The 24,872-nt window shown below is 73.4% G+C and carries 22 protein-coding genes; 10 read left to right on the top strand and 12 right to left on the bottom strand.

The window, feature by feature from the left end; all coding sequences use genetic code 11:
• Positions 1 to 9: 9 nt before the first annotated feature.
• Together ACYUD3_RS23785 and ACYUD3_RS23780 are read right to left on the bottom strand one after the other, a co-directional pair.
• Positions 10 to 564 carry a hypothetical protein gene (locus ACYUD3_RS23785; protein WP_470973077.1) on the bottom strand — a complete coding sequence of 185 codons (555 nt, stop codon included), beginning with the start codon at positions 562 to 564 and terminating at the stop codon, positions 10 to 12.
• Between the two features lie 149 nt (positions 565 to 713).
• Positions 714 to 1,502 (bottom strand): glutamate racemase, encoded by a 789-nt coding sequence (locus ACYUD3_RS23780; protein WP_470973075.1) that lies wholly within the window; start codon positions 1,500 to 1,502, stop codon positions 714 to 716.
• 57 nt (positions 1,503 to 1,559) lie between these two features.
• On the opposite strand from ACYUD3_RS23780, the gene ACYUD3_RS23775 reads away from it, so the two are divergent.
• On the top strand, positions 1,560 to 2,846 hold the full coding sequence (locus ACYUD3_RS23775; RefSeq protein WP_470973073.1) for a glycosyltransferase: 1,287 nt from the start codon (positions 1,560 to 1,562) through the stop codon (positions 2,844 to 2,846).
• 100 nt (positions 2,847 to 2,946) lie between these two features.
• Here ACYUD3_RS23775 and ACYUD3_RS23770 read toward each other — a convergent pair whose 3' ends face one another.
• Positions 2,947 to 4,131: a TerD family protein gene (locus ACYUD3_RS23770; RefSeq protein ID WP_470973269.1), complete on the bottom strand. Its 1,185-nt coding sequence runs from the start codon at positions 4,129 to 4,131 to the stop codon at positions 2,947 to 2,949.
• Between the two features lie 286 nt (positions 4,132 to 4,417).
• Between ACYUD3_RS23770 and ACYUD3_RS23765 the strand changes: the two genes are divergently transcribed.
• The 4 genes from ACYUD3_RS23765 to ACYUD3_RS23750 all read left to right on the top strand — a co-directional run bounded on the left by ACYUD3_RS23765 (position 4,418) and on the right by ACYUD3_RS23750 (position 9,140).
• Positions 4,418 to 4,981: a DUF6643 family protein gene (locus tag ACYUD3_RS23765; protein ID WP_470973071.1), complete on the top strand. Its 564-nt coding sequence runs from the start codon at positions 4,418 to 4,420 to the stop codon at positions 4,979 to 4,981.
• A 41-nt stretch (positions 4,982 to 5,022) separates the two neighbouring features.
• Entirely contained in the window at positions 5,023 to 5,805 is a 783-nt protein-coding gene (locus tag ACYUD3_RS23760) for an MOSC domain-containing protein (RefSeq protein ID WP_470973069.1), read from the top strand.
• A 180-nt stretch (positions 5,806 to 5,985) separates the two neighbouring features.
• Positions 5,986 to 6,591, top strand: coding sequence for an Rv1733c family protein (locus ACYUD3_RS23755; protein WP_470973067.1), 606 nt, complete (start codon positions 5,986 to 5,988; stop codon positions 6,589 to 6,591).
• Between the two features lie 104 nt (positions 6,592 to 6,695).
• Entirely contained in the window at positions 6,696 to 9,140 is a 2,445-nt protein-coding gene (locus ACYUD3_RS23750; protein ID WP_470973066.1) for a right-handed parallel beta-helix repeat-containing protein, read from the top strand.
• Positions 9,141 to 9,163: 23 nt separating this feature from the next.
• Here the strand turns inward: ACYUD3_RS23750 and ACYUD3_RS23745 are convergent, their stop codons facing one another.
• Positions 9,164 to 11,401, bottom strand: coding sequence for a hypothetical protein (locus tag ACYUD3_RS23745; RefSeq protein ID WP_470973064.1), 2,238 nt, complete (start codon positions 11,399 to 11,401; stop codon positions 9,164 to 9,166).
• Between the two features lie 355 nt (positions 11,402 to 11,756).
• Here ACYUD3_RS23745 and ACYUD3_RS23740 point away from each other — a divergent pair, with 355 nt between their 5' ends.
• Together ACYUD3_RS23740 and ACYUD3_RS23735 are read left to right on the top strand one after the other, a co-directional pair.
• Positions 11,757 to 12,584, top strand: coding sequence for a DeoR/GlpR family DNA-binding transcription regulator (locus ACYUD3_RS23740; protein WP_470973062.1), 828 nt, complete (start codon positions 11,757 to 11,759; stop codon positions 12,582 to 12,584).
• Between the two features lie 147 nt (positions 12,585 to 12,731).
• Positions 12,732 to 13,238, top strand: coding sequence for an SRPBCC family protein (locus tag ACYUD3_RS23735; RefSeq protein ID WP_470973061.1), 507 nt, complete (start codon positions 12,732 to 12,734; stop codon positions 13,236 to 13,238).
• Between the two features lie 163 nt (positions 13,239 to 13,401).
• Here the strand turns inward: ACYUD3_RS23735 and ACYUD3_RS23730 are convergent, their stop codons facing one another.
• Positions 13,402 to 14,526 (bottom strand): PLP-dependent cysteine synthase family protein, encoded by a 1,125-nt coding sequence (locus ACYUD3_RS23730; protein WP_470973059.1) that lies wholly within the window; start codon positions 14,524 to 14,526, stop codon positions 13,402 to 13,404.
• A gap of 245 nt (positions 14,527 to 14,771) precedes the next feature.
• Between ACYUD3_RS23730 and ACYUD3_RS23725 the strand changes: the two genes are divergently transcribed.
• A complete protein-coding gene (locus tag ACYUD3_RS23725) occupies positions 14,772 to 15,095 on the top strand; it encodes a hypothetical protein (protein WP_470973057.1) in 324 nt (107 codons plus the stop codon).
• 226 nt (positions 15,096 to 15,321) lie between these two features.
• On the top strand, positions 15,322 to 15,849 hold the full coding sequence (locus tag ACYUD3_RS23720) for an ATP-binding protein (protein ID WP_470973055.1): 528 nt from the start codon (positions 15,322 to 15,324) through the stop codon (positions 15,847 to 15,849).
• Positions 15,850 to 15,935: 86 nt separating this feature from the next.
• On the opposite strand, the gene ACYUD3_RS23715 is transcribed toward ACYUD3_RS23720, so the two are convergent.
• The 4 genes from ACYUD3_RS23715 to ACYUD3_RS23700 form a co-directional block, all read right to left on the bottom strand.
• Positions 15,936 to 16,217, bottom strand: coding sequence for an SHOCT domain-containing protein (locus tag ACYUD3_RS23715; RefSeq protein WP_470973053.1), 282 nt, complete (start codon positions 16,215 to 16,217; stop codon positions 15,936 to 15,938).
• A gap of 226 nt (positions 16,218 to 16,443) precedes the next feature.
• The gene (locus ACYUD3_RS23710; RefSeq protein WP_470973266.1) at positions 16,444 to 17,379 is read right to left on the bottom strand and encodes an NAD(P)-dependent oxidoreductase; all 936 of its coding nucleotides are present in this window, start codon (positions 17,377 to 17,379) and stop codon (positions 16,444 to 16,446) included.
• Positions 17,376 to 18,629, bottom strand: coding sequence for an ROK family protein (locus ACYUD3_RS23705; RefSeq protein WP_470973051.1), 1,254 nt, complete (start codon positions 18,627 to 18,629; stop codon positions 17,376 to 17,378). The genes ACYUD3_RS23710 and ACYUD3_RS23705 overlap by 4 nt, the downstream gene beginning before the upstream one ends.
• Positions 18,626 to 19,321, bottom strand: coding sequence for an alpha-ketoglutarate-dependent dioxygenase AlkB family protein (locus ACYUD3_RS23700; RefSeq protein WP_470973049.1), 696 nt, complete (start codon positions 19,319 to 19,321; stop codon positions 18,626 to 18,628). The genes ACYUD3_RS23705 and ACYUD3_RS23700 overlap by 4 nt, the downstream gene beginning before the upstream one ends.
• A gap of 80 nt (positions 19,322 to 19,401) precedes the next feature.
• Between ACYUD3_RS23700 and ACYUD3_RS23695 the strand changes: the two genes are divergently transcribed.
• Positions 19,402 to 20,538, top strand: coding sequence for a methyltransferase (locus ACYUD3_RS23695; protein ID WP_470973048.1), 1,137 nt, complete (start codon positions 19,402 to 19,404; stop codon positions 20,536 to 20,538).
• 108 nt (positions 20,539 to 20,646) lie between these two features.
• Here ACYUD3_RS23695 and ACYUD3_RS23690 read toward each other — a convergent pair whose 3' ends face one another.
• The 3 genes from ACYUD3_RS23690 to ACYUD3_RS23680 all read right to left on the bottom strand — a co-directional run bounded on the left by ACYUD3_RS23690 (position 20,647) and on the right by ACYUD3_RS23680 (position 24,741).
• The gene (locus ACYUD3_RS23690) at positions 20,647 to 21,456 is read right to left on the bottom strand and encodes an alpha/beta fold hydrolase (RefSeq protein ID WP_470973046.1); all 810 of its coding nucleotides are present in this window, start codon (positions 21,454 to 21,456) and stop codon (positions 20,647 to 20,649) included.
• Positions 21,457 to 21,555: 99 nt separating this feature from the next.
• The gene (locus tag ACYUD3_RS23685; RefSeq protein ID WP_470973044.1) at positions 21,556 to 22,113 is read right to left on the bottom strand and encodes an AMIN-like domain-containing (lipo)protein; all 558 of its coding nucleotides are present in this window, start codon (positions 22,111 to 22,113) and stop codon (positions 21,556 to 21,558) included.
• Between the two features lie 126 nt (positions 22,114 to 22,239).
• Positions 22,240 to 24,741 carry an MFS transporter gene (locus ACYUD3_RS23680; protein ID WP_470973042.1) on the bottom strand — a complete coding sequence of 834 codons (2,502 nt, stop codon included), beginning with the start codon at positions 24,739 to 24,741 and terminating at the stop codon, positions 22,240 to 22,242.
• Between the last annotated feature and the right edge of the window lie 131 nt (positions 24,742 to 24,872).

Here is a 24,872-nt window from a genome sequence, read left to right as displayed (position 1 = left end):
GTACGCCCCTCAGTGGACCGTTCCGGGCGTTCCCGGCGTTCCGGGCCGCAGCCGGTCCCGAATGACGCGTACGGCCGCCTCGGCGTCGTCCACGGTGATGGTGAAGGTGTGCCCGTCCCACAGCCGCAGCACGACCCCCTCGCCGCGGCGTACGACGACGGCGGTGCCCATCTCGGGCCGCCAGCGGTAGCCGAAGCCGCCCCAGTGGCGGGGGGTGACGTGGGGGTCGACGACGGCGTCGGCGACCTGGGCGAGGGGGATGCGGCGGCGCGGCAGGCCCATGTGGCCGCAGCGCACTTCGAGGGTCTCCAGGTCGACCTTGAGGGCCACGTGCAGGAAGGCCAGGGTGCCGAAGAGGATGAGGAGGCCGGCGGCGATGCAGCCCACCACGGACATCACGAGGGGGGCGACTCCGGACGTCCACGCGGAGTCCACGGCCAGCTCGATGCCGAGCGCCAGGCAGGCGGCGCCCGCGAGCGCGGGCAGCCACTGGAAGCGGTTGGTGGCGCGGCCCGTCCACACGTCGGGGTGCGGGGCCGTCTTGTCGCGGAAGGGGTCCCTCATGGTTATGAGGTTACTCAGGTTTCGCCGCGCGGGGAGTGCGTCGCGGAGGGTGACTGGTTCCGCGCGGGGGCGGCGGCCCGGTCGCAAGGTGGCGGTCCACAAGGTGGCGGCCCGGTCACAAGACGACGGTCCACAAGATGGCGGCCCGTTCAGGACGCCGGCGCCGTCGCCTCCTGGAGCAGCCGCCCCTCGGCGTACGCCAGGGCGGCGGCCGGCAGGGCGCCTTCGCGGCCACTGAGGATCACGGTCAGTGATCCGGTCGCCGGGGCGCCAGGCGCGGGCTCGGCGCCGATGCGGCGCAGCGCCTGGGCGGCGACGGCGTCGGCCGAGCCGTAGAGGGCGAGCGGGGGGCGGCCGGGGCGCTGGAGGGCCGCGCGGATGCGGTCGGCGAGGAGTTCGTAATGGGTGCAGCCCAGGACGACGGTCGTCACGTCATCCGGGGTGAGGGTCGCGGCGGCCGTGACGGCGGCGTCGATCGCGGCGGCGTCGGCGTGCTCGACGGCCTCGGCGAGACCCCAGCAGGGCACCTCGGTGACGGCGACGCCGTCCGCGAACTCCTTGATGAGGCCGCGCTGGTAGGGGCTGCCGGTGGTGGCGGGGGTGGCCCAGATCGCGACGTGGCCGCCGCCGGACGCGGCCGGTTTGATCGCGGGGACGGTGCCGACGACGGGGACGTCCGGTTCGAGGAGGGCGCGCAGGGCTGGCAGCGCGTGCACGGAGGCGGTGTTGCAGCCGACGATCAGCGCCTCGGGGCGGTGCGCGGCGGCGGCCTCGGCGACGGCCAGGGCGCGCGAGGTGAGGTCCTCGGGGGTGCGCGGACCCCAGGGCATGCCGTCGGGGTCGAGGGAGAGCACGAGATCGGCGTCGGGGCGCAGGCGCCGTACGGCGGCGGTGGCCGCCAGCAGTCCGATTCCGGAGTCCATGAGCGCGATCTTCACCCGGTCACGATAGACGATGGGCGGGTCCGGGCCGCCGGGGTGGGGCACACTGCGCTGGTGAGCGCCATCGTGTGGATCGCCGCCCTGTCTCTCGCCGCCTGGTTGTGGCTGCTGCTCGGCCAAGGCTTCTTCTGGCGCACGGACGTCCGCCTCCCGCGCGCGCAGGAGCCCGCCTCCTGGCCGTCCGTCGCGATCGTCGTCCCCGCGCGCGACGAGGCCGCCGTGCTCCCCGCGAGCCTGCCCTCGCTGCTGGCCCAGGACTACCCCGGCCGCGCGGAGGTCTTCCTGGTCGACGACGGCAGCACCGACGGCACCGCCACCCTGGCCCGCACCCTGGCCGAACGCCAGGGCGGCCTCCCCTTGACGGTGTCCTCCCCTGGCGAGCCGCCCTCCGGCTGGACGGGCAAGCTGTGGGCGGTACGGCACGGCATCGCGCGGGCGCGCGCGTGGGAGGAGCCGGAGCCGGCGGAGAGCCACTCCCGCGCGCGGGACGATTCCGAACCGGCGCAAGGACCCTCCCGCGCGCGGGAGCCCGAGGTCACCGGCCGACCCCCCGCGCGGGAGCCCGACTTCCTCCTCCTCACGGACGCCGACATCGCCCACGCCCCGGACAGCCTGCGGCAGTTGGTCGCGGCGGCTCTCACCGGCGGCTACGACCTGGTGTCCCTGATGGCGCGGCTGCGGGTGGCGAGCCTGTGGGAGCGGCTGGTGGTCCCCGCTTTCGTGTACTTCTTCGCCCAGCTCTACCCGTTCCGCCGGATCCGCCGCCAAGGCGGCCGTACGGCGGCCGCGGCGGGCGGGTGTGTGCTGCTGCGCATGGAGACGGCCGTCCGCGCGCGGGTGCCGGACGTGATCCGGCAGGCGGTGATCGACGACGTGGCGCTCGCGCGGGCCGTGAAGAGGGGCGGCGGGCACATCTGGCTGGGGCTCGCGGACCGGGTGGACAGCGTGCGGCCGTATCCGCGGCTGCACGACCTGTGGCGCATGGTCTCCCGCAGTGCCTACGCACAGTTGCGGCACAGCCCTCTGCTGCTCGCCGGGACGGTCCTGGGGCTCGTTCTGGTGTACCTGGTGCCGCCGTTGGCCCTGCTGCTGGGGCTCGCGCTGGGCGGTACGGCGGCGGCGGTGTGCGGCGCTCTCGCGTGGGCGGTGATGACGGGGACGTACGTGCCGATGCTGCGCTACTACGGTCAACCCCTTTGGCTGGCACCGCTGTTGCCGTTCACGGCGGCGCTGTATGTACTGATGACGGTCGACTCGGCGGTGCGGCACTACCGGGGGCGCGGGGCGGCGTGGAAAGGGCGGACATACGCGCGCCCGGAGGCTGTTCCCGAAGAAGGGTGACGGCCCTTGGTGTTCACCCCGCCCTCATGCTTCACTCCCGGAAATACTTTATTCATCAAGCAAGACCTCTGCTTAATGTCGAATAAGTAAAGAACGTTTCTTATTTACGGCCCGGCGTCCAGTTCATGCCCCACCCGTACGCGCGGTCGACGGTGCGCTGCGGACTCACCCCTCGTTCGGGCACGAGATAGCGCGCCTCGCGCTGGACGACGAGATCGCCCCCGGTGTTGGTGATCAGCGCGAGGGCGCACACCGTCGAGGGGACCGTGCACTCGTCCAGGGAGAACTCGACGGGGGCGCCGTACTGGGGCTGGAGGGTGACCGTGGCGTGCAGGTCGGCGAAAGAGCGGGCGCCCTCGTAGATGGTCACGAAGACCAGGATGCGGCGGAAGTCGCGGATGTGGTCGAGGTTGACGGTGAGGTTCTCGCCCGCGCTGACGTCGCCCGTGCGGTCGTCGCCGTCGAGGTGGATGTACGGCGGCCGGTGCAGGGCCCCGAAGGCGCCGCCGAGGGCCTGGACGACGCCTTTGCGGCCGTCGGCGAGCTCGTACAGGGCGCACAGGTCGAGGTCGAGGCCGCCGGGGAGGGTGCCGCCCCAGCGCGACGCCTGCTGCCGCACCGCCCAGTTGAGGTTGACGCGCAGGGCTCCGGACGTGCCGCCCTGTTTCGTCAATGAGACGGAGGGGGCCGTCTTCGTGAGGGTGACTTTCGCCAGCCGTACGGGTGCCGGGGCGGGCGCCGGGGTCGGCGCCGGCTGCGGGCGCTGGGGTTCGTCCACGGTGATGCCGTAGTCGGTGGCGAGGCCGGCGAGCCCGGTGTCGTAGCCCTGGCCGATCGCGCGGAACTTCCAGGCGCCCTGTCTGCGGTAGAGCTCGCCCAGGACGAAGGCGGTCTCCACGGTGGCGCCGGTGCTGTCGAAGCGGGCGACCAGGGTGCCCCGGTCGGCGTCGCGGACCTCGATGTACAGGCCGGGGACACGGCCGAAGGGGCCGCCGTCGGCGGAGGCGGCGAGGACGACCGTCTCGATACCGGGCTCCACGCGCGCGAGGTCGACGACAAGGGTGTCGGTGACCCGGTCCCCGTCGCTCCTCTTGCCCTCGTGGCGGACCGCACTGGAGGGGTGATGTGGCTGGTTGTAGAAGACGAAGTCGGCGTCGGAGCGCACCTTTCCGCCCGCCAGCAGCAGGGCGGAGGCGTCGGCGTCGGGCACCCCGGGGCCCGAACGCCAGCCGCACTCGATCCGCAGTGCGGTGGTCGGCACCGGCACGTTGGCGCCCTTGGGCATCGGCATGGCAGCCCCCTCACTGTGCGGCGCACCAGGTCAGCTCACCCGGCGGCCCCTTTCCGGTGTACAAGGCCAACCTATGGGCACACCTGTTCAACGCCTATGAGGGGCACGGAAAACAGCGCGTTCGGCAACTGGAAACCGACCCTTTACACGATGTCAACGCGTGGCGCTGCCCCTTTTTCACATGTTCGCTCGCATTGGGGATCCCAGGCCTCTCAATACACGGAAAACAACCCGCCAATCCGTCTCCCCAACCGCCACATGGTGGGCTTAACTTAGGGTCATGACCTCCCCCCGCTCCACCTATGGCGGCGGCTACTACTCCGCCTCCTTCCCGGACACTCCGATCTACGACTCCCTCGTGGCCGAACGGGGCACCCCGCAGATCGCCCCGATCCGGGTCCCCGCCGCCTACGACATGCCGAGCAGCAACCTGCCCGCGCTGCCGTCGGCGCTGCCCGCCCTCCCTGCGGGCCCCTCGCAGCCGATGTACGGCTACCAGCAGGCGCAGCAGCACGCGCCGCTCCAGCAGGCCCCCGCCGCGTACGTGCCGCCGCAGGGCGGGATGCAGCGCGCGGCCTACCCGGCGCCGATGCCGCAGGCACCGATGCAGGCCGCGCCCGGCGGCATGGGCCCCATGGGAGGCGGCCCGATGGGAAGCGGTCCTATGGGTGGCGGTCCCATGGGCGGTGCCCCTATGGCCGGCGGGATGAACCCCGGGGCGGGCACGATGGGCGGCGGCATGCCGGGGGGCATGGGGTACGAGGCGATGCGTCCGGCGGCCCCGCGCCCGGCCCCGGCGCCCTACCAGGACCCGTACAACAACCAGCAGTACCGCGGTTACTGAGGTCTCCCGGGGTCACCGCCGCCGCCTGGCAGGATGACCCCATGGTGAACGCGCGCCTGCTGTCGGTCCATGTCCGTCCGGTCAAGGCGTTCCAGGGGGTGAGTCCCCAGGAGGCCGTCGTGGAGCCCTGGGGGCCGGCCGGGGACCGGCGGTGGGCCCTGCTCGACGACGGGGGAAAGGTCGTCACCCAGCGTCAGGTGCCGCGGCTCGCGCTGGGCACCGCCGAGCCGCTGCCCGGCGGCGGTGTGCTGCTGTCCGCGCCGGGGCGCGCGCCACTGGAGGTGGCCGTGCCCGAGGGCGGGGAGACGGTCTCCATGGAGATCTTCCGGGACAAGGTGGAGGTCACCTTGGCCGCGCCCCGCGCGCACGCGTGGTGCAGCGCCTTCCTGGACATGCCGGTGCGGCTCGCGCATCTCGACGACCCGGCGGTGCGCCGCCCGGTCGATCCCGCGTACGCGCTGCCCGGCGAGACGGTGTCCCTGGACGCCCTCAACTCCCTGATCGCGCAGGGCCCGTACGCGGCCGAGGGGCCGTTGCCGATGAACCGGTTCCGGGCGAACGCCGTCATCGGGGGCACCGAGCCGTGGGCGGAGGACGGCTGGTCGCGGCTCGCGATCGGCGAGGCCGTCTTCCGGGTCGCCAAGCCCTGCGGCCGGTGCGTGGTGACGACCACCGACCAGGCCACCGCCGGGCGCGGCAAGGAGCCCTTGCACACCCTCGGCCGCTACCGCCGCAGGGACGGCAAGCTCGTCTTCGGCCAGAACCTGGTCCCGCTCGCACCCGCCCTGATCAGGGTGGGCGACCCGGTCCGCGTCCTGGCCTGAACCCGCCGCGGATCTCCTTCCCCGGGCCGGGAACTTCCCGCCTGACCTCGGGCGTTGACGCCGTATGAGAAGTGCGTGAGAGGTTGTGACGGCGGGTGATTTCGCTCTCTCTTCGGCCGCATCGGCGGCTGGAAGGCGGCGGGCGGGGTTATCACGGAGCGGGAAGGGGGTTGCGACACAGTGCGAGCGATCGGCGGAATCTGGCGCTGGCGGCACAACCCGCTGCGCCGTACGACGGACCTGGTCGAGGCGTGGGTGGCGGTCGCCGCCCTGCTGCTGATCCTGTCCGCCGCGCCCGTGGCGGGCGTCCTCACCGGCTCCTTGGTCGACGGCGCCCTGCAACGGGCGGCGCGCGACCAGCAGTCCAGCAGATTCGAGACGACGGCGACGGTGGTGCGGGCGCTCAAGGGCTCCTTGTTCGCCGCCGACCCGGACACGGCGACGGGCCGCGCCGCGCAGTCCCGCGTGGAGGCCGACTGGACGGCCCCTGACGGCGGTTCGCGGCACGGCACGGTGACGGCGTCGGTGGACACCCCGCATCCGGGCGACCACTTCCGGATATGGACCGACCCGGAGGGCCGGGTGACGACCCGTCCGCTGGACGCGGCGACGGCGACGACCCACGCGGTGCTGGCCGGATTCGGCGCCGCACTGGCCGCGGGAGGGCTGGTCGAGGCGGCCCGGCGGCTGGTCGTCTGGCGTCAGAACCGCCGCCGTTACGCCCGCTGGGACCAGGCATGGGACCGCGCGGGTCCGGACTGGGGCCGTACCGGCGCGGGCAGTTGACGGCCTCTCGCACTGGTCAACCCACCACCCGCGCGCACGCTACGGTGGACCAGCCGACTTCCGGCATCGACCCGCGTAACACGAGGTGGGGGCAAGGCAACGCCATGGCACAGGGCACGGTCCAGGTGACGCACACCGGCACATCGAGGTGGCGGCGCCGCACGGGTGAGTACGCTTCGCTCGCCGCCGCCCTGGAGGCCGCGGCCGACGGGGACGTGCTCACCGTCGCCCCGGGCACCTACCGGGAGAACCTGGTCCTCGACCGGGCCGTCACCCTGCGCGGCCCCGAGGGCGCCCCCGGCTCGGTGCGCATCGCGCCCGCCGACGGCGTGCCGCTGACCGTGCGTGCCGCCGCCGTCGTCCAGGACCTCCATGTGGAGGGCCAGGACGCCACCTCGCCCGCGCTGCTCGTCGAGGAGGGCACTCCGGAGCTGCTGGACGTGCGGATCGTCACGCGCTCCGCGGCCGGCATCGAGGTGCGCTCCGGCGCCCGGCCGACGGTGCGCAGATGCACGGTCGACAACCCGGCCGGCATCGGGATCGCCGTCGTCGACGGCGGGGGCGGTGTCTTCGAGGAGTGCGAGGTCATGGCCGCCGGGCAGGCCGGGATCGCCGTACGCGGGGGCGGGCATCCGCGGCTGGAGCGGTGCCGGGTGCACCACACGTCCGGGGCGGGGCTGAGCGCGACCGGCGAGGGCTCCGCGCTGGAGGCCGTGGGCTGCGAGGTCTACGAGGTGCGCGGCAGCGGCGTCCAGGTCACCGCGCGGGCCACGGCCCACCTCACGGACTGCGACGTCCACCGCACCACCGCCGACGGCGTCACCCTGGACACCGACGCGGTCCTCACCCTCGCGGACTGCCGCATCCACGACATCCCGGAGAACGCCGTGGACCTGCGCTCGCGCAGCGTCCTGACGCTGACGCGCACGTCGGTGCGGCAGTTCGGGCGCAACGGGCTGTCCGTGTGGGACCCGGGCACCCGCGTGGACGCCAACCAGTGCGAGATCTTCGACAGCACCGGCGACTACCCGGCCGTGTGGGTCAGCGACGGCGCGACCGCCGTGCTCGACTCCTGTCGGGTCCATGACGTGCCGGACGCCTTGTTCGTCCTGGACCGCGGCTCCCGCGCGGACGTCGTCGACAGCGACCTCTTCCAGGTCCGCAACACCGCCGTGTCGGTGAGCGACGGCGCGACCGCGCAGCTCGACGACTGCCGTATCCGCGACGCGGCGACGGGCGCCTGGTTCCGCGACCACGGCAGCGGCGGCACCCTCAACAACTGTGCCGTGGACGGCACCCAGACCGGCGTCATCGTCACCAAGGGCGCCGACCCGACCGTGGAGCGCTGCACGGTCGACTCCGCCGCCGAGGCCGGCTTCTACGTCTCCGCGGGCGGCCGGGGCACCTTCGTCGACTGCAAGGTCACCGGCAGCGGCGGCTACGGCTTCCACGTGATAGACGGCAGCCGTACGACCCTCAAGAAGTGCCGCACCGAGCGCTGCGCGCGCGGGGGGTACGAGTTCGCCGAGGCACCGGACTCCGCGCCCGGTTCGGGGCCGCTCGTCGAGGACTGCACCAGCGACGAGAGCGCGGGTCTGCGCACCCCGGCGGCGCCGGCCGTGCCCGCGCGCGAGACGTCCCTCCAGACGGTCACCCACACCCCCGGGCTGCTCGGCGCGGTCCCGGAGCAGCGTCCCGTCGTACCCGAACTGTCCGTCTCCGAGCGGACGATGGAGATGAAGGCGCCCAAGGACGTCCTCGCCGAGCTCGACGCGCTGGTCGGGCTCGACAGCGTCAAGCGTGAGGTGCGCGCGCTGATCGACATGATCGAGGTCGGCCGGCGCCGCCGGCGGGCGGGGCTCAAGGCGGCTTCCGTCAAACGGCACTTGGTCTTCACCGGCTCCCCCGGCACCGGCAAGACGACCGTCGCGCGCCTGTACGGCGAGATCCTCGCCTCCCTGGACGTCCTGGAGAAGGGCCACTTGGTCGAGGTGTCCCGGGTCGACCTCGTCGGCGAGCACATCGGCTCCACCGCGATCCGCACCCAGGAGGCCTTCGAACGGGCCCGTGGCGGCGTCCTGTTCATCGACGAGGCGTACGCGCTGTCGCCGGAGGACGCGGGCCGCGACTTCGGCAAGGAGGCCATCGACACCCTGGTGAAGCTGATGGAGGACCACCGTGACGCGGTCGTCGTCATCGTCGCCGGCTACACCGCCGAGATGGAGCGCTTCCTCGCCGTCAACCCCGGTGTGGCGTCCCGTTTCTCACGCACCATCACCTTCGGTGACTACGGCCCCGAAGAGCTCCTCAGGATCGTCGAGCAGCAGGCGGAGGAGCACGAGTACAACCTGACGGACGGCGCCCCTGAGGCCCTGCTGAAGTACTTCGCCGCCATCCCCAAGGGGCCCGCCTTCGGCAACGGCCGTACCGCGCGGCAGACGTTCGAGGCCATGGTCGAACGCCACGCCAGCCGCGTCGCCCAGATCCCGAACCCGAACAAGGACGAGCTGACGCTGCTGTACCAGGAGGATCTGCCGGATCTTCCGTAACTCCCTTACAGATTCCGGTCCGCTCACGCCCCCACCGTCGGCCGGGGCACCACCGCGCTCCCGCCCAGCCCCAACCGCGCCAGCAGCCGTGTGCGCTCCTCGTCGAACTCCGGGTCGGCCTGGTAGTCGGAGTGGCCCAGGAGGGGCGCAGGGAGCGGGTGGAGGGTCGTACGGCCGTATTCCAGGGGGTCCTTCAAGGGGGCGCCGTCGACGTCCGGGATGCGGACCGGACCGCCTATGGGGTCGGTGCGGCGGTAGAGGTTGCGCCAACAGTCGATGTCGTCGTGCAGCGCGCGGACGGCGGCGGGGCCGAAGTGGGCCGGGAACCAGCGGCCGTAGAGGCGTTCCACCGGGGAGCCGTAGGTCAGCAGGGCCACGCGTCCGCGGGCCGCCGGTTCCAGCTGCCAGGCGGCGGCTGCCGCGAGGACGCTGCCCTGGGAGTGGCCGGAGACGACGAGCCGGCCGCCGGTGGCGCCGGTCCAGGTGGTCATGCGCCAGGTCAGGTCGGGGACGGCGCGCTCGGCGTAGCAGGGGGGCGCGAAGGGGTGGGCCGCGCGCGGCCAGAAGGTGCCGACGTCCCAGAGGATGCCGATCGTGCGGCGCGCGCCCGCGTCCTTGTAGGCGCGTCTGCCCCAGGTGACGAACGTCAGGAAGACCAGGCCGATCAGCCAGGACCCGAGCGCCTGCGCGACCCGCGCGGTGCCCTCGACGAACGGGGACAGCCCGGCGCACGCCCCTACGGGCGCTTCCCCCGTGGTGAGCGCGGCGACGACGGCCCCGGCGCCCAGCAGCAGCGTCGTACCGGAGGCGACCGCGACCAAGGGGGGCGCCTTGTCGGTGAGGGCGGCCAGCGCGCGGGCGCGCGCGATGGTGCGGGTACGGGCCGGGTCCCCGTGCTCGACGCCGTACTCCTTCTCGACCTCGCGCTCCCCCGCCTTGGCCACCGCCAGGGCGCGCCGGGCGAGGAGGGCGCCGTGGGCGAGGACGACGAGGAGGACGGCCGGGATGACGGAGGCCTGCCAGGTCAGCAGGACGGGCGGGCCGGGAAGGGCGCCCTGGGTGCCGTCCAGCCAGTCGGCGACCCGTTGCGCGACCCCGCCGGACATGACCCCGCCCAGCGCGCAGGCGAGCGTCGCGACGACGGGCCCGCCGAGCCCCTTCAGGACGGCCCGCCGGTCGTGACCGCCGTCCACGCGCTGCCCCCGGTACAGCCGCCACGCGACCGCCCCCAGGACGATCACCAGCGCTCCCTGGGCGACCGCGATCACCCCGAAGGTGAGGTCGCCCGGCAGCCGGCCCTCCGCGTACCAGCCGGGGCGCCCCCAGCCCGCGTAGAGCAGGCTCAGGCCGAGCAGGGTGAGCGAGGCGAGCGGGAGGCGGCGTACGAGGTGGCGGTCGACGGCGTGGTCGAGGACGTTCTCGGTGCGGCCCCGCCGGCAGACGACCCAGATCACGCAGCCGGCGCCGACGGCCAGGGCGGCCTCCAGGAGGCTTCCCAGGGCGCCCAGGAGGGCCGGGCCGCCCGTGCGGTGGTCGTGGCGGGCGGCGGCCGTCGCGACGCTCGTGGCGACCGTCAGGAGGCCCGCGGCGGTGTGGGCGGCGCGCAGACGGGCGACCAGGCGGCGGCCGTACCAGAACCCGGGGCGGCTGAGGGTGGTCCCCTCGACGGCGGACCCCTCCGCAACAGCACCCTCCGCAGCAGCGCCCTGCGCAACGGCCCCCTCGCGCTCGACCGGCTCCCGCGACTCGTACGCGCGCCAGGTCCGGTGCGACAGGTACCACAGCAGGGCGACCAGGGCCGTCGGGACGAGCGCCGCGAGGGCGAGGCGGCGGCCGGGCAGGCTCCACCAGCCCTCGGAGAGGAACGCCAGCCAGCTGTGCCGCTGCGCGCACGCGCGGGTGCCCGCGCACTGCCAGGCCGTCAGGTCGAGCGCGACCTCGCAGGCGGCGGCGGTCAGCAGGACGGTCAGTGACAGCGCGGTCAGCCGCACCAGCAGCCCGTAGCCGCGTACCGCGCGGGTGCCCGACCGGGCGGCGGGGCGCATCCAGTGCGCGAGGTTGACGACCATGAACGGCAGCAGCAACAGCCACAACGCGCGCGTGCCGTTGCCGGACGTCAGGTTGGACCAGACGTACGCCTCAGGGATGGGCCGGTCCAGGCGCGCGCCCGCGCGGGTCTCCGCGTCGACGTCGTCCACACGCCGGTAGACGGCGGCCGTGTCGTCACCGGTGATCCGTACCGTGCGAGGATCGTTCAACATTTTCTCGGGTGTCGCCCCGCCCACCCCGTGGACGAGAAGCTCCAGGGCGAGCGGGTGCCCGGCAGGCCCCGGTGTCCCGTTGGTACGGCCTTCCACGGCTTCTGTGTCCCCCTGTTACGGCGCCGTCGGCATCCTTGACGCGGTGAACAGGATGGCCCCCGTCCGGCCCACGTACACCTGTTGTCACGGAATCTCCCCCGCACGTGCGGCAAACGTGACCGAACCGGGCCCGGCAGCAAGCGCTTGTGGCATGCGCACGCCCCCGAAGCCGCCCGCGCCGCCCCCTCCGACGTGCGAGGATGGGACGCCCGACCCGGTCCCGGGCGGGCAGGCGGCGGAAGGACCGGAAGCGGACGTGAGCGAGAATCAGAACCTCCTCGCCGAGCAGCGCCGCGCCCTGATCCTGGACGAAGTCAGACGCCGGGGCGGCGTGCGGGTCAACGAACTGACGCGCAGGCTCGGGGTGTCCGACATGACGGTCCGCCGCGACCTCGACGCGCTGGCCCGCCAGGGCGCCGTCGAGAAGGTGCACGGCGGCGCCGTACCGGTCGTCGAGGCGAGCACGCACGAGCCGGGGTTCGAGGCCAAGTCCGGTCTGGAGCTGACCGCCAAGGAGGACATCGCGCGCGCCGCCGCCCGCCTGGTCCCGCCCGGCAGCGCGATCGCCCTCTCCGGCGGTACGACGACCTACGCGCTCGCCCAGCAGCTCGTGGACGTCCCCGATCTGACCGTCGTCACCAACTCCGTGCGCGTCGCGGACGTCTTCCATTCCGCGCAGCGGGTCTCCGGGCCCCGGCAGGGCGCCGCGACCGTCGTCCTGACCGGCGGGGTGCGCACCCCCTCCGACTCCCTCGTCGGCCCGGTCGCCGACCAGGCCATCGCCGCCCTCCACTTCGACGTGCTCTTCCTCGGCGTGCACGGCATATCGGCGGAGGCCGGGCTGTCGACGCCGAACCTCGCGGAGGCGGAGACCAACCGGCGGCTCGTGCAGTCCGCGCGGCGGGTCGTGGTCGTCGCCGACCACACCAAGTGGGGTGTCGTGGGCCTGAGTTCGTTCGCGTCGCTGGACCAGATCGACTCGCTGGTCACCGACGCGGGGCTGTCGGCGGCGGCGCGGGCGGAGATCGCCGAGCATCTGCGGCTGGTCGTGGCGGGGGAGCCGGAGCAGGCTGTGGATCTCTGAGACTCCGGGTGCACGGCGAACTCCGAGCCTGCGGCGCTCTTCTGACGGTGCGTCAATCCCCTTACAGAAGGGGCGACTTCCCGAACCCCCTCAACTACCCTGAACCCCTTGACCGTTCAGCGGAATCCCAGCACGGGGAGACTATTGATGGAGCGTCAGCTGCGCCCGGAAGGGCTCGACTTCATCGACCGCGCCCCTCTCCGGATGGTGTTCGCCCAGGAGATCTCCGCGCCCCCCGAGACGGTGTTCCCCGCCCTCGCCGACGACGTACCCGGCTGGGCCGAGTGGTTCCGCCAGGTGACGCTGGCCCAGCCCCTCGACGGCGGCGCCCGGCGGTCGATCGCGCTCCAGGGCGGCGCCCGCTTCCAGGAGACGATCCTCGCGGCGAAGGCGCCCGAGCTGTACGCCTACCGTGTCGACACCGTCAACGCGCCCGGCCTGTCGGCCCTGGTCGAGGAGTGGCGGCTGATCCCGGCGGGCGGCGGGACGCGGGTGCGCTGGACGTTCACGGCGGACGGGGTACTGCCGGTGCGGCTCGCGCTGAAGGGGGCGGGGCCGGTGCTGGGGTGGGCGTTCCGGGAGGCGGTACGGAAGCTGGACCGACGGCTGGCCTCCCCGAGGGACCTCCTGAAGAAGCAGCGGCCGACCTCCTGAGAGCTCCGGACCGACGGCCTCGTAGAAGCACCAACACCTCCTGAGATCCAGCGAGTTGACAGGCGCCCTCGGCCTACCTCAGGCCCCCGGCCCCGCACACTCCCCGCCCTCCGGCGCTTCCCTCAGACCCCCGGCCCACCCACTTCCCGCCCCGGCACGCCCCTCACACCCCCGGCTCAACCCACTTCCCACTCCCCAGCAACCCCTCGATCACCGCGCTGTACCCCCCGATCTCCAACCCATGCCCGGCCAGCCACTCGTCCGAGTAGTACTTGTCGAGATACCGCTCCCCGGGATCGCACAGCAGCGTCACCACGCTCCCCTCCCGCCCGGCCGCGACCATCTCCGCGACGATCCGCAGCGCGCTCCACAGCCCGGTCCCCGTCGACCCGCCCGCCTTGCGCCCGATGGCCCCCTCCAGGGCGCGGACGGCGGCGATGCTCGCGGCGTCGGGGACCTTCATCATGCGGTCGATCGCGCCGGGCACGAAGCTCGGCTCCATGCGCGGCCGGCCGATGCCCTCGATCCGGGAGCCGCAGTCGCAGGTGACGTCCGGGTCGCCGCTCGTCCAGCCCTCGAAGAAACAGGAGTTGTCGGGGTCGGCGACGCAGATCCGGGTGTCGTACTGCATGTAGTGGACGTAGCGCGCGAGGGTCGCCGAGGTGCCGCCGGTCCCGGCGGTCGCGACGATCCACGCGGGTTCCGGGAAGCGCTCCAACTCCAGCTGGCGGAAGATGGATTCGGCGATGTTGTTGTTGCCGCGCCAGTCGGTGGCGCGTTCCGCGTAGGTGAACTGGTCCATGTAGTGGCCGCCGGTCTCCGCCGCGAGCCGGGCGGACTCGTCGTACACCGTGCGCGGATCGTCGACGAAGTGGCAGCGCCCGCCGTGGAATTCGATGAGCCGGCACTTCTCGGCGCTGGTGGTGCGCGGCATGACGGCGATGAAGGGGACGCCGATCAGGGCGGCGAAATAGGCCTCGGAGACGGCAGTTGAGCCGCTGGACGCCTCAACTACCGGGCGGCCGGGGCGGATCCAGCCGTTGCACAGGCCGTACAGGAACAGCGAGCGGGCGAGGCGGTGTTTGAGACTTCCGGTGGGGTGGGTCGACTCGTCCTTGAGGTAGAGGTCGATGCCCCAGTGCTCGGGCAGCGGGAAGCGCAGGAGGTGGGTGTCGGCGGAGCGGTTGGCGTCGGCCTGGACCTTGCGGACGGCTTCCTTCAGCCAGCCGCGGTAGGCGTCGTCACCGCGGTCGACGTCGAGCGTCGCGGACAGGTGGGGGGTGGTCACGGCGGGGCTCCTCACAGGGTCGTACCGGCAGCCGTCAGCACGATGATAGACATCCGCCACACCCTTCCCACCTGCATAAACGCATCTTTGGGCGCCCCAAAGGCAACCCAGGGGGGCGCATTCGCGCGAGTGCTCCGGGTGCGCGGCGCATACTTGCGGCCCGCACTGGTGCGCGAGCCTTTGGAGCGGCAGACTGCACCTGCATCGAACCGGGGGCCGTACAGGACGCAAGGGGGCGGGAGAGCATGGCGGAGCCGGAGTTCACGGCGACGGGCGTGCGGATCGACAGCAGACTCAGGTCGCTGACCCGGGCCGGACGGGTCCGCGTCGGCGACGGCAGGGTGGAACTGCTCAACAGCCAGGGCAGCGAGATCGACAGCGCGCCGGCCTCGGCGGTCCGCGCGACCAAACCGCGCTTCGGCCCCGACGACCGGGCGCTGGCGGACCTGAACGGCACCCGCTACCAGCTGACCCTGGCCGCCGACGACCCCGCCCCGGGCGGCCCGCCCCCACCCACGGCCGGCCGCTTCATAGAGGCGGTACGCCGGGCTGCGCGGGGCGAACGCTGAGGGCTCACACACGCCTCCAGCCCTACGACGGGCAGCGCTCTCACCCCTACGACGGGCAGCGCGCACGGCGCCCGCACGGGCGCTCACGCTCTCGCCGCGCCCCCTGGAACCCGGGCGCCCCGCCCCCGCGACGGGCGCGAGTTGCGGCGGCCGGTGCCCTGAGTCACGCTGATCTCACGTCACTCTGGGTGTACCGGCGACAACGCTGTGAACCAGCCCGCCGGCCATGTCAGCAGCCGGCCGCCGCACGGGACGCGCTGCTCGATCGATCCGAACTCATCGGTTCTTCCGGACCTCACGTCGGGGAGTCGCAGCCGTGATCAACCCAAGGCACTGCACGGTGGAGCTGCAAGCCCTGCCGGCGCGGATCGGACAGGTCCGCAGAATCGTTACCGCACAATTGCGCTACTGGCAGCTGGACCCGCTCATAGACCGCGCCGCGCTCGGTGTGACGGAGCTGCTGGCCAACGTCCACCGGCATGCGCGGCAGGACAAGACCTGCGTGGTCGAGCTGGAGGTGCTGCTCGGCCGGCTCACCGTCTCGGTGGCCGACCGAGATCCCCGGCTGCCGGTCCTCGGCGCCGCGGACGACCTCGCGACCTGCGGACGCGGCCTCGCCCTCGTCGCCGCCGTGAGCGAGAGCTGGGGGGCTCGGGCCGACGGCGAGTCGGGCAAGGTCGTCTGGTTCACGCTGCCGGCGGTGGAGGGGGTGCGGGAGGCGGTGGTGAGCCTGCCGAGGCTCGCGGTGGTGTGATCGTCACACTTCAGGTGCCCACACCTGCGCCCACACCTGCGTGCGCCTCGCCTCCTACCGCCGCGCCCCGCCGCAGGCCCCCGGCGTCACCCCGCAGCGCCCTTCCGCCCGAAGTGCTCCTCCAGCACCGACAGCCGCCGCCAGTACTCGTCCTCGTCGATCTCCCCGGCCGCGAACCTGCGGCCGAGGACGGCGATCGGCGCGTCCCCGGCGAGCCGCTGCTCGCGCGGGTCACGCGGCCAGCCGTGCCGGCGCCAGCCCGCGCGGCGGGCCACGGTGACCACCCCGAAGACGACGGCCGCCCAGATCAGGGGCAGGAACAGGATCCAGGGCCCGGGCCCGCCGTTCCAGCTCGCGAACGTCTCCATCACCGGTCATCTCCTTCGGCAGTGCCTTCCTTGACACCACCGAGGCTCCCTCCGGGAGGGGGTCCGGGTCGTCGCACGGGCGGCGGCACCGGGCGTACGCCCCGGGGAGTACGTGCACGGTCGCCGCCTGCTCTCCATCGGCCTCGCCGCAAGCTCCGGCGGCCCTCCTCAAAAGGCCTCGCCGCTCCCAGCAAACCTGCCCGAACCCGGCGCCCCCAGCCCCGCCCTACTCGAAGCTGGCGAAATAAGCCGCCGCCATGTCCTCATCCCCATGCCCCTGCCCCGCCGCCCGCGCGAACCGCTCCGCCGCGGCCTCCGTGACGTCGAGCCGGACCCCGTGCGCGCGCCCCGCCTCGACGATGATCCGGGCGTCCTTCTCGGCGGTCGTGACGGCGAACTGCGCCGGGGTGAGCCGGTCTTCGAGGATCAGCGCGGCCTTGGCCCGCAGGTACCCCAGGTCGAGCGGCCCGCCGGCGATGAGCCCGAAGAACGTCTCCGGGTCGACGCCGAGCCCCTGGGCGAGGGCGAGGACCTCCCCGGTCGCGCCGGTCACGGCCAGCACCCAGTTGTTGGCGACCAGCTTCAGCCGCGTGGCCCCGCCGGCCTCCGCGCCGGTCCACACGGTCCGCGCGCCGACGGCGTCGAAGACGGGCGCGACGGCGTCCCGGCGGTCGTCGGGACCGGCCGCGAGTACCGTCAACTGCCCTGCCTCGGCGGGCTGTCGGGTGCCGAGGACGGGCGCGTCGAAGAAGACCAGCGCGTGATCCCGCGCGAACTGCGCGAGCCCGTCGACGGACCCGAGGCCGACGGTGGTCGACTGCACCCACAGCGCCCCCTCGGCGAGCCCCGGCGCGGCCTCCCGCATGACCTCCAGCACGGCGTCGCCGTCGTACAGCATGGTCACGACCGCGTCGGCGCCGCGGACCGCCTCGGCGGCGGCCTCGGTCACCGTCACGCCGTCGGCGGCCAGCGGCTGCGCCTTGGCGGGGGTGCGGTTCCAGGCGCGTACGGTGTGGCCGGCGCGGGCGAGGCTGCGGGCCATGGCGGCACCCATGATGCCGGTGCCCAGGACGGTCACGGTCAGCTTGTCGGTCGTCATGGGGACCATCTTCCTCCGGGCCGACCAGAGGGGCGCGGCGGGTGGTCCGTACGGCTTTCTCAGCCGGGCTGTTCGCCGCTCAGCACGCCCAGCGGGTCGTCCAGCACCGGCTGCCACGCCAACTCAGCGGCACCGACAAGGCTGTTGTGGTCCAGGGAGCACGGGAGGATCGGGACGACGCCGCTTCTGCCCCACAGGCTGCGGTCGGCGACGACGGCTCTGAGGCGTTCCGGGTCGGATTCGAGGAGGGGGCGGTGGAGGCCGCCGAGGATGATGCGGTCGGGGTTGAGGATGTTGACGAGGCCCGCGAGGCCCAACCCCAGGCGGTCGATGAGGGTTTCGGCGGCGGTGCGGACGGCCGGGTCGGCGTACTCCTCGCGCAGCAGGCGGATCGCCTGGTGCAACAGGGAGCCTTCCGGGCCGGGTTGGCGGCCCGCGGTGGTCAACAGGGCCAAGGGGTCGGCCTCTACGTCGAGGCAGCCGCGTCCGCCGCAGTAGCAGGGGCGGCCCTCGGGGGTGACGATCAGGTGGCCGACCTCCAGCGCGAGGCCCGAACTCCCGGTGTGCAGACGGCCGTCGAGGACCAGCGCGCCGCCGACGCCCCGGTGCCCGGTGGCCACGCACAGGAGGTCGCGGGCGCCGCGGCCTGCGCCGTGCCGGTGTTCCGCCAGCGCGACCAGGTTGACGTCGTTCGCGGCGAACGCCTGGCCCGGGACGCCGGCCGCGCGGACGCGTTCGGCGAAGATCTCCCGCACCGGCGCGCCCACCGGCCAGGCGACGTGCACGGGGTTGAGGGCCAGGCCCTCGGGTTCGGCGACGGCCGACGGGACCGAGAGGCCCGCGCCGACGCAGCGGCGGCCGGTGGCGCGCAGCAGGTCGGCGCCCGCCGCCACGGCCGCGCCGATGATCTTCCCGGGGTCGGCGTCGACGGCCTCGCAGCCGGGCGTGGTGGCGACGATCCGGCCGCCGAGGCCGACCAGCGCGGCGCGGAAGCCGTCCGCGTGGATCTGCGCGGCGAGCACCACCGGCCCGTCCTCGGCGAGTTCGAGCCGGTGCGAGGGGCGGCCCTGGGAGCCGGCGGCGGCCGTGGGGTGGGCGTCGACGCGGATCAGGCCGAGCGCCTCCAGCTCGGCGGCGACGGCTCCGGCGGTGGCGCGGGTGACGCCCAGCTCGGCGGTGAGGACCGCGCGGGTCGGCGCCCGGCCGGTGTGCACGAGCTCCAGCGCGGGTCCGAGCGCGCCGCGCCCCCGGTCCAGCCGCGCCCTTGACGTGGTCCCTTCCCCCGCCGTCCGGGGGTCCGCCTTGCCACTCATGAGGGTGAGTCTCCCATGATCCGCTCACCGCTGTGGCCGTGCGCGAAACCGCTGACGCGCAGCGTGACGTTGAGCCGCCCGGCCAGCCCCAGCCGGCCCGGCGCGGTCCCGCCGTACACCTTCGGCACCCCGTGGAACGCCCGCCGCGCGGGCCCCCCGAACACGAACAGGTCCCCGCTGCGCAGCTCGACGTCGGTGTAAGGCCGCGTCCGTGTACGGGAGTTGCCGAACCGGAACACGCACGTGTCCCCCAGGCTGAGCGACACCACCGGCGCCTCGCTCACCTCCTCCGCGTCCCGGTGCATCCCCATCCGGGCGTCCCCGGCATAGAAGTTGACGAGCGCGACGTCGTACGGCTGCGCGGGCAGCGCCTGTTGCCCCAGCGCGTCGGCGACCGCGCGGTAGGCGAGGTCGCCGAGCCAGGGCGGGAAGGGTTTGACGGGGCTGCCGTCGCCGTCGACGGCGGTGCGGGCGTAGGCGTACGGGTGCCAGTGCCAGCCCAGACAGACCTGCCGCGCGGTCATCGTGCCGCCCCCGGGTGTGCGGACGGTGCGCAGGCCGGCCGGGGGACGCGCCCACGCGCGGCAGGCGTCCAGCAGCTCGCGCTGGCGGGGCGGCTCCAGCCAGTCCGGCACGTGCACGGCGCCCGGCGCGACCTGTGCGCGCTCCCGGGGAAACAGCTCGCCTTCCATCACCCCATCCTGCCGCACCGGGTCTGAGCTGCGGTTGGGCGGGCGGCGCCGGTCGCTTAGCCTGGCTGACGATGAACCCGATGACGACGCCGTGGGGCGAGCTGGAGCTGGCCCGTTTCCCCGAGGACCCGCGTGACAGGCTGCGTGCCTGGGACGCCTCCGACGCATATCTGCTGAACGCTCTGCACGAGCAGGCGGTGCCGCTGGCCGGCGCGGTCGTCGTGCTCGGCGACCGGTGGGGCGCCCTGGCCACCGCGCTCGCGCGGCACCGGCCGACGCAGATCACCGACTCCTGGCTGGGTCAGGAGGCGACCCGGGCCAACCTCGCGCGGGCCGGGGTGGAGACCGGCGCGGTGCGGCTGCTGACGACGCAGGACCCGCCGCCCGCGCGGATCGACGTCCTCCTGGTGCGCGTGCCCAAGAGCCTCGCCCTGCTGGAGGACCAGTTGCTGCGGCTCGCGCCGGCCGTGCACGCGGACACGGTCGTCGTCGGCGCCGGCATGGTCAAGGACATCCACACCTCGACCCTGCGCCTCTTCGAGCGCGTCCTCGGCCCGACCCGCACCTCCCTGGCCCGCCAGAAGGCCCGGCTGATCCTCACCACCCCAGACCCGGACCTGAAGCGCCCCGCGAACCCCTGGCCGCACGGCTACGACCTCCCCGACGGCATCGGCGCCCTCTCCGGCCGCCCGGTCGTCGGCCACGCGGGCGTCTTCTGCGCCGACCGCCTCGACATCGGCACCCGCTTCTTCCTCGCCCACCTCCCCGCCACGCACGGCGAACAGCGCGTGGTCGACCTCGGCTGCGGCAACGGCGTCGTCGGGACGGCGGTGGCGCTCGCCAACCCGGCGGCGGAAGTGCTGTTCACCGACGAGTCGTTCCAGGCGGTCGCCTCGGCGGAGGCCACCTACAAGGCCAACGGGGTACCCGGGCATGCGGAGTTCCGCGTCGGCGACGGTCTGACCGGGGTGCCGGACGCCAGCGTCGACGTCGTCCTCAACAACCCGCCCTTCCACTCCCACCAGGCCACGACCGACGCGACCGCGCGGCGCATGTTCGCCGACGCGCGGCGGGTGCTGCGGCCGGGCGGGGAGCTGTGGGTGATCGGGAACCGGCATCTCGGCTATCACGTGACGCTGCGGAAGCTGTTCGGGGGGTGCGAACTCGTCGCGAGCGACCCGAAGTTCGTGGTGTTGCGGGCGGAGAGGCGGAGTTGAGGGCGGGGTGAGGGTTGCTTGAGGGCTCCTGGGGCTGAACGGCCTTGCGGAGCCCTCCAGTTGGGCGGCCTCTTGGCCAGCCGGTCTCTCGGCCGGCCGCCTTCTCTGTTAGCTCGCTTCCGCGAAGAACTCCAGCAGCACCCGGTTCACCTCGTCCGGCCGCTCCAGATACCCGTAGTGCCCACAGTCGGCGATCTCCGTGTAGCGGGCCGTCGGGATCGCCTCGGCCACCTCGCGGGCGAGGCGCGGCGGCAGGGCCCGGTCGTCGGCGAACCCGATCACCAGACAGGGCGTACTGATCCCCTTGTAGGCCGCCAACCTCCCTTCCGGCGGCGACAGTTCGATCTGCGTACGGCTGGTGGGCCCCATGTCCTCGCGGGAGAACTCGAAGAGGTCGAGCCAGTCCTGGAGGCGCTGTTCGTCGTCCAGGGTGGCCGGGGAGAGGTTGCGCAGGGCGCGGGTCCAGGCGGCGCTCTCCGGGGGCAGCGCGAGCCCGCTGTCGTACAGGGCGCGGTCGGCGGCGATCGCGGCCGTGCGGTAGGCGTCGGTGCGGCCCTGGGTCGCCATCAGCACGCCTTGGCGCACCAACTCCGGTCGGGCGAGCATGAGTTCCTGGACGACGTAGGCGCCGAGGGAGGTGCCGACGACCCGGCACGGGCCGAGTCCCAGCTCCTCGATGAGGCTCGCGGTGTCGGCGACCATGTCGTCGATGGTGAACCCGGGCGCGCACGGCTCGCTGGGCGCGATGCCCCGGTTGGAGAACGTGACGACGCGGTGGCCGGCCCCGGTCAGCGCGGGCACCTGATGCAGCTGCCAGACGCGGCCGTTCGCGCCCCGGCCCATCACCAGGACGACCGGGTCGCCGGCGCCCTGGTCGTCGTACTGGAGGCGGACTCCGTTGGTCTGGAGGGTGGGCATGGCTCTCCCGGCGGGTCGTGCGGATCGGTCGCTGACCTCCAACTATCGCCTCCCCGCCGGGAGTCCGGTACGGCGCCCCCGGGTTACGGGGGCCCTAAGTCACCAGTTGTGCGCGACGTCCACGACGACCTTGTCCGCCAACTGCTGGACGCGGAACGGGAGTCGGGCCCGTACGCCGAGGCCGATCTGGGTCTGGCCCTCGAACGTGCTCGCGAACCGGGTGTCGCGGAACGCCGAGTAGCCGGCGAGGTCGGTGCCGGGCAGCGGCCGGCCGGCGCGGATGCCGGGCCAGGTCACCTTGCCGGTGTCCGGGTCGTAGCTCGGCGCCATGACGATGACCTCCAGGATCGCGCCGCCCTTGACCGGGATGAGGTCGCCGGTCGGGTCCTGCCGGATCTCATTGACGTAGCGGACGATGTAGCCGGTGTTCCGGCCGCCCGGGATGTCGAACACGAGCCGGTCGTAGCAGTCGTGCTGCCCGGTCCTCGCGCCGGTCAGCGGGGCGAAGCCAGTGGAGTCGCCGGTCTTGTCGAGGCTGCCCCAGCCGGTGGGGCAGGCGGTGACCTGGCCGGGTGCCGCCGTCGCGGTGGTCGCGGCGACGCCGACACCCGTGACGGCGAGGGTCAGGGCCGCCAGTAAGGCTGCGGTGCGCTTCATTCGGTCGTTCCCCCTGTGCGGATGCTGTGCGGTCGATGTGACGTGGGGTCAGACCGCAGGGGGCGGCGGAAGGTTGTGCTCTTACTTACGCCAAGTGGAGCCGCTTCCCGGACAGTTGACGAACTCCTATTCCGCGTGCGCCAGTTCGATGTCGTGGTCGTCGACGTCACCCGCGAGCCGCACCCCGGTCGCCCGCGGCGGATACCCCGTCGCGATGACCGTGTACTGCCCGCTGTCCAGATCGGCGAAGGCGTACGCGCCGTCGGCGCCGGTGGTCGCGGTCGCGACGACGTTGCCGGCCGCGTCGACGAGGGTCACCCGGGCGTCGCCGAGCGGGACACCGGCCCCGCGCACGGTGCCGCGCACCTGGGCGCCGGGGCTCAACTCCACGTCGAGACGCGTGATTCCGCTGCCGGCGACCTCGACGGGCAGCGCGAGCGGGCGGTGCTTGGGCGAGCTGACGGCGACGGTCACCGGACCCGGCACCAGCTCGGCGAACGCGAACTCGCCGAGCCCGTCGGTACGGGTGGTGGCCAGCACGTCCCCGCGTACATCGGTGACGATCACCACGGCCCCCGCGACCGGCGCGCCCCCGTCGGCGCCGCGCACCACCCCGGCGAGCCCGCTGGCCCCGCCGAGCAGGACGTCGTACGCCAGCGGGGCCGCCCCCACGACGACGGTGGTCGCCTGCGGACGGCAGCCGTCGGCGGCGGCCAGCAGGACGTACGTGCCCTCGGCGGGCGCGGCCACCTCGTACGCGCCGTCGTCCCCGGCGACCGCGCGGCCCAACTGCCGTCCGTCCAGGGAGATCAGCGTGATCGCGGCGGCGGGGACGGGGGCGCCGTCGGCGCCGCGGACCTGGCCGCGGATCGGATGACCGCCGGCGGCGGAGGCCAACCCCGGTACGGCCGCGACGAGTTCGGCGACGGCTCGGGAGAGGGGGACGGCGAGGGCGGCGCCGATGGTGTGGGGGTCGGTGGGGGCGGGGGGCGCTTCCGGGGTGAGGGCTTCTTCTGGAACGCGGGCTTCTTCCAGGGTGCGGGCCCATGCCGGTGCGGGGGCGGATGCAGGTGCAGATGCGGACGCCAGTGCGAGTGCGGCTTCCGGTGCGGGTGCGGCCACGCCCGCAGAACACCCCGCCGACACCTCCGCGGAACCCGCCACCGGCACCTCCGCAGAGCCCGGCGCCGACCTCGCCGCCGGCTCCCCCAGCCCCGCCCCTTCCACCTTCCGCCGAGGTATGAACGCCGCGACCAGGAACGCCAGTACAGCCGCCCCCGCCCCGACCGCCATGACCGTCTTGAACCCGTTCTCGGACGGCAGCGCCACCCCGCCGAACGGCGTCGTCAGCTGCGCCAGGACCACCCCGGCGACGGCGCTCGCCGTCGATGTACCGATGGACCGCATCAGGGTGTTGAGGCTGTTCGCGGCGGCCGTCTCGGACGGTTCGACGGCGCCCATGATGAGCGCGGGCATCGCGCCGTAGGCGAAGCCGATGCCCGCGCCGACCACGCAGGACACGACGACGAGCTGCCAGACCTCGGACATCATGCCGATGCTCAGCCCGTACCCGGCGGCGACGATCACCGCGCCGCTCATCAGCGTGACCTTGGGCCCCCAGGTGCGCGAGACGATCGCGGAGACCGGTGCCGTCGCCATCATGACGAGGCCGGTCGGGGCCATCACCAGACCGGCGTCGAGCAGCGACCTGCCGAGGCCGTAGCCGGTCGCGGCGGGCATCTGGAGCAGCTGGGGGAAGACCAGGGACATCGCGAACATGGCGAACCCGAAGGCCATGGAGGCGAGGTTGGTCACGAGGACCTGGCGGCGGGCGGTGGTGCGCAGGTCCACCAGGGGCTCGTGGACGCGGAGTTCGAAGAATCCCCACAGGACGAGGACGACGGCCGCGGCGGCGAAGAGGCCGAGGGTCGTACCGCTGGTCCAGCCCCAGTCGGCGCCCTTGGAGATGCCGAGCAGCAGACAGATCAGGCCGACCGCCATGCCGGCGGCGCCGACGAAGTCGAAGCGGCCACCGGTGCGCACCTTCGACTCCGGCACGAGCAGCGGCACGAGCACCAGCGCGACCGCGCCGAGCGCGCCGGAGGTCCAGAACAGGGCGTGCCAGTCGAAGTGGTCGGCTATGAGCGCGGCGGCGGGCAGGCCGAGAGCGCCGCCGACGCCGAGCGAGGCGCTCATCAACGCCGTTGCGGAGCCCAGCCGTTCGGCGGGGAGTTCGTCGCGCATGATGCTGATGCCGAGCGGGATGACGCCGGAGGCGAGGCCCTGGAGGGCGCGGCCGACGATCATCGGCACGAGCGAGTCGCTGAGGGCGGCCACGACCGAGCCGGCGATCAGCAGGACGAGGCTGGCCAGCAGGAGCCGGCGTTTGCCGTACATGTCGCCGAGGCGGCCCATCACGGGCGTGGCGACGGCCGCCGCGAGCAGGGTCGCGGTGACCGCCCAGGCGGCGTCCGAGGCGGGCGCGCCGAGCAGTTTCGGCAGCTCCGGCACGATCGGGATCACGAGCGTCTGCATGAGCGAGACGACGATCCCGCCGAAGGCCAGCACGGCGACGACGACGTTCGGCCGGGCCGCCGCCTCCCCTCGGCCGGTGTGCGCTTGGGACATGGGCGGGCCTTTCCTGCGGGGGGTGACCGGGCCGGTACGACAGGCACGAATGTAAGTCGCTTAATTTACTTAAACAACTACGGAGATTCCGTGGCCGATCGGCGGACACCTGGCGGACGCGGGTGAGCGTC

This window comes from Streptomyces sp. AMJ-169, from assembly GCF_055597585.1.
The sequence above is the reverse complement of the archived record's forward strand: the minus strand, read 5'-3'. Positions and strand labels throughout refer to the sequence as shown.